The following is a 3,425-nucleotide window of genomic DNA, read 5'->3' as shown; positions in this document are numbered from 1 at the left end:
TTTCTGGCCGATTCCGAGCTGGTCGATGCCGGCTGCATACGCCTGGAACATGGGTGCATTTCCCTGAACCTCCGCCTGATGGCGTTGACGATAGAGGAGTAGGCATGGAATGCAAGAATTCCGCAATCTCGTAGGAATAAACCTATGATCATTGCGGATTTCGGAATGGTGCACCGGGCATCCAAGTTTCGCTCGCACAGGCGTGGCAAAATCGCTAGGAACTGAGTCGCACCCAAATTGAACGGCGGCCGAGCGGATGTCTTTGAATTCAGCGGAAGGCAGGAGGACGAGGGGCGGCCCGTGCGCGCCGCTGCCGGCGGCCCCGGCACTGTTTGCAGTTCCGGTACTGCTGGCTGCCACGCTGCTGCTGGCTGCCTGTTCGGCCGGGGAACCTTCGAAACCCGCCGCCAATCCGGTTGCGGTTTCTCTGCATCGGGTCGGCGACGGGCTGGAAGCGGGTGTCGTCCGCGCAACCGGCACCGTGCGCTTGCGGCAGGAAACCCCGTTGGCGTTTCTGGCCGACGGCCGCGTGCAGACGGTTTCGGTCAGGCCCGGAGACCATGTCGGCGCCGGGCAACCCCTTGCCGTTCTCGATCAGACGACCGTCAACGCGGCGTCTGCTGCGGCTGCGGCGCGGGCCGGGCAGGCGAATGCGGAACTGCGCCGGCAGGAAAAGCTGCTGGCGGACGGCTGGGTTTCGAAGGCGCGGGTGGAAAATGCGGCAGCGGCAGCGCAGGCGGCCAGTTCGGAGCTGAGCGCGGCGCGCTTTCGCCAGCGCTTTTCCCGGATCGTCGCGCCTGCTTCCGGCGTGATTCTGGCGCGGTTGGCCGAACCGGGGCAGATGGTGGCGACTGGCACACCGATTCTGGTGCTGGGCGAATATTCCAGTGGCTTCGTTCTGCGGGTGCCGATGGCGGCAGCCGCTGCGGCACAACTGAAGCCTGGCTCGGTTGCGCGTGTGCATTTTCCCGACAATGTTGCACCCGACCTCAGCGCGCGCGTGATCGAGGTGGCGGGCCGTGCGGACCCCGGAACCGGCACCTTCCGCGTCGAGTTTGCGCTGCCGGCGGATGCGGCGCTGCGTTCGGGGCTGATTGCCGAAGTCGGCTTGCAGGATCCCGGCAACGGCCGGATGCGGATCCCGGCGTCGGCGCTGTTCTTTGCCCGCGCCGACGAGGGGTTCGTGTGGCTCTATCGGCCGGCGTCCAACAGTGTTGCCGCGCGTATGGTGAAACTGGGCGCGGTGGCGGGGGACGGCGTCGAGATCCTGTCGGGCTTGCAGGCCGGTGACCGTATCGTCGGATCGGGCGTCGATCGGCTGGTCGAAGGGCAGAAGGTTCGCCCCGTCGTGGCAAAGGCGGGCTGACGCCGACGATGCATGCGCTGATCGCCTTTGCCGTCCACCGCTGGCAGGCAACGCTGCTGGTGTTCGCGCTGGTCGCGGCGCTGGGCGTGCAGGCCTTTTTCAGCATTCCCCGTTCGGTCGATCCGCAGTTCGTTGCGCCGTTCGTGCAGATCATCGCGATCCTGCCCGGCGCCGATCCGGCCGATGTCGAGCAGACCGTGACCAAGCCGATCGAGGAAGCGCTCGCCGGCCTTGACAACATCACCGAGCTTAGCTCGACCGCAAGCGACGGGCAGGGCGTGGTGGTTGCGGAATTCACCTGGGAGAGCGACCCCGACCGTAACTACGACGAGGCCGTGCGCGAAGTGAATGCGATGCGCGGCACGCTGCCCGCCGGGCTTCAGCGGCTGGAGTATCGGCGGTTCCGCACATCGGACACGACCGTCGTGCAATATGCGCTGGTGTCGGATACGGCGTCGTGGCGACGAATGGAAAAGATCGGCAAGGACCTGCGCGAGCTTTTCCAGCGGCAGCCAGGCGTGCGTAACGCCACCGTCTGGGGTGTGCCGAGGCCGGAAATCCGCGTGTCGGCCGATCTTGGCCGGTTGGCGGAACTGGGCATCCCGCTGGCGCAGCTTGCCGATGTTCTGCGCGCCAACGGCAGCGACCTTCCATCCGGCCCGCTGCGTTCCGGAGAGCAGCGCTACAACCTGCGGGCAGGCGGCGCGTTCCGAACGCTGGGCGAAGTGCGCGACCTGCCGCTGCGGGCCGACGGCGAGCGGGTGATCCATGTCGGTGATGTGGCGGCAGTGCAGTGGGATACCGCCGAACGCGCGCACATCACCCGGCTGAACGGCAAGCGCGCCATCTGGATCACCGCAACCCAGAAGGACGGGGTGAATGTGGTCGAGGTGCAGAACCGGCTGATGGCGGCGGCCGACAGCTATGCCGGAACGCTGCCGCCCGACATGAAACTGCAACTGGCATTCGGCCAGTCCGACGATGTGCAGCGCAAGCTTGCCCTTCTGGCGCGGGATTTCGGACTGGCTCTGGCGCTGGTGCTGGTGACGCTGCTGCCGCTTGGCCCGCGCGCGTCGGCCGTTGTGATGGTGTCGGTGCCGCTAAGTCTGGCGATCGGCGTGATGGTGATGTGGTGGACCGGCTTTTCGCTGAACCAACTGGTCATTTCCGGGTTCATCCTGTCGCTTGGGATATTGGTCGATGATTCGATCGTCGTCGTCGAGAATATTTCGAGGCATCTGCGGCAGGGCTATCGGCGCACGGCGGCGGCGCTTGCCGGCACGCAGCAGATCGCGGTTGCGGTGCTGGGCTGCACTTCGGTTCTGGTGCTGGCGTTCCTGCCGCTGACGGCGCTTCCCGAAGGGGCCGGCAAGTTCACGCGCGGACTGCCGATCGCCGTCATCGCGACGGTGATGGCCTCGTTCCTGGTGTCGATGACCGTAATTCCGTTTCTAGCGTCGCGCATCCTCCCGCGAGACGAGAAGCCCGAGGGCAACCGTTTTCTGCAGCTCCTGCAGAACGGAATCCACCGCAGCTATGCCCCGGTGCTGCACCGCGCGCTGGAGCATCCGATGCGGGCGTTCTGGGGGGCGATGGCGATGTGCGTCGCAGCGCTTGGGCTGGTGCCGGTGCTGGGCACCAGCCTGTTTCCGCCCGCCGACGCGCCCTACTTTCAGGTCGAGGTAGAGGCTTCGAAGGGCGCGGACCTGTCGGCGACCGACCGTGCGGTGCGGTTCGTCGAGGCGGAACTGGCGAAAGAGGGCGCGATCATCGACCGCATGGCGAACGTCGGCCGTGGCAATCCGCAGCTTTTCTATAATGTCCGCGAAACGGCGCAGCAGTCGAACTATGGCGTGGTTGCGGCCACCCTGGATGGCTGGGACCAGAAGGCGACGCCTGCCCTCTACGAGCGGCTGCGGGCGCGCTTTGCCACATACCCCGAGGCCCGGATCACACTCGAGCCATACAAGAACGGTGTGCCGATCGATGCGCCGATCCAGTGGTTCGTTTCAGGCCCCGACCTGTCGGTGCTGCAGAGCATCAGCCGCAAGGCCGAGGC

At 66.1% G+C, this 3,425-nt stretch carries 2 protein-coding genes; both read left to right on the top strand.

The window, feature by feature from the left end:
• Positions 1 to 256 precede the first annotated feature (256 nt).
• Complete coding sequence (locus tag AC16JP_RS12180) at positions 257 to 1,366, top strand: efflux RND transporter periplasmic adaptor subunit (RefSeq protein ID WP_484340884.1); 1,110 nt, start codon at positions 257 to 259, stop codon at positions 1,364 to 1,366.
• An 8-nt stretch (positions 1,367 to 1,374) separates the two neighbouring features.
• The coding region (locus tag AC16JP_RS12175) for an efflux RND transporter permease subunit (RefSeq protein WP_484340883.1) at positions 1,375 to 3,425 on the top strand (2,051 nt) is incomplete at its 3' end.

The sequence above is a fragment of the Sandaracinobacteroides sp. genome (genome assembly GCF_057137845.1).
This window is presented reverse-complemented; position numbering and strand designations above follow the sequence as displayed.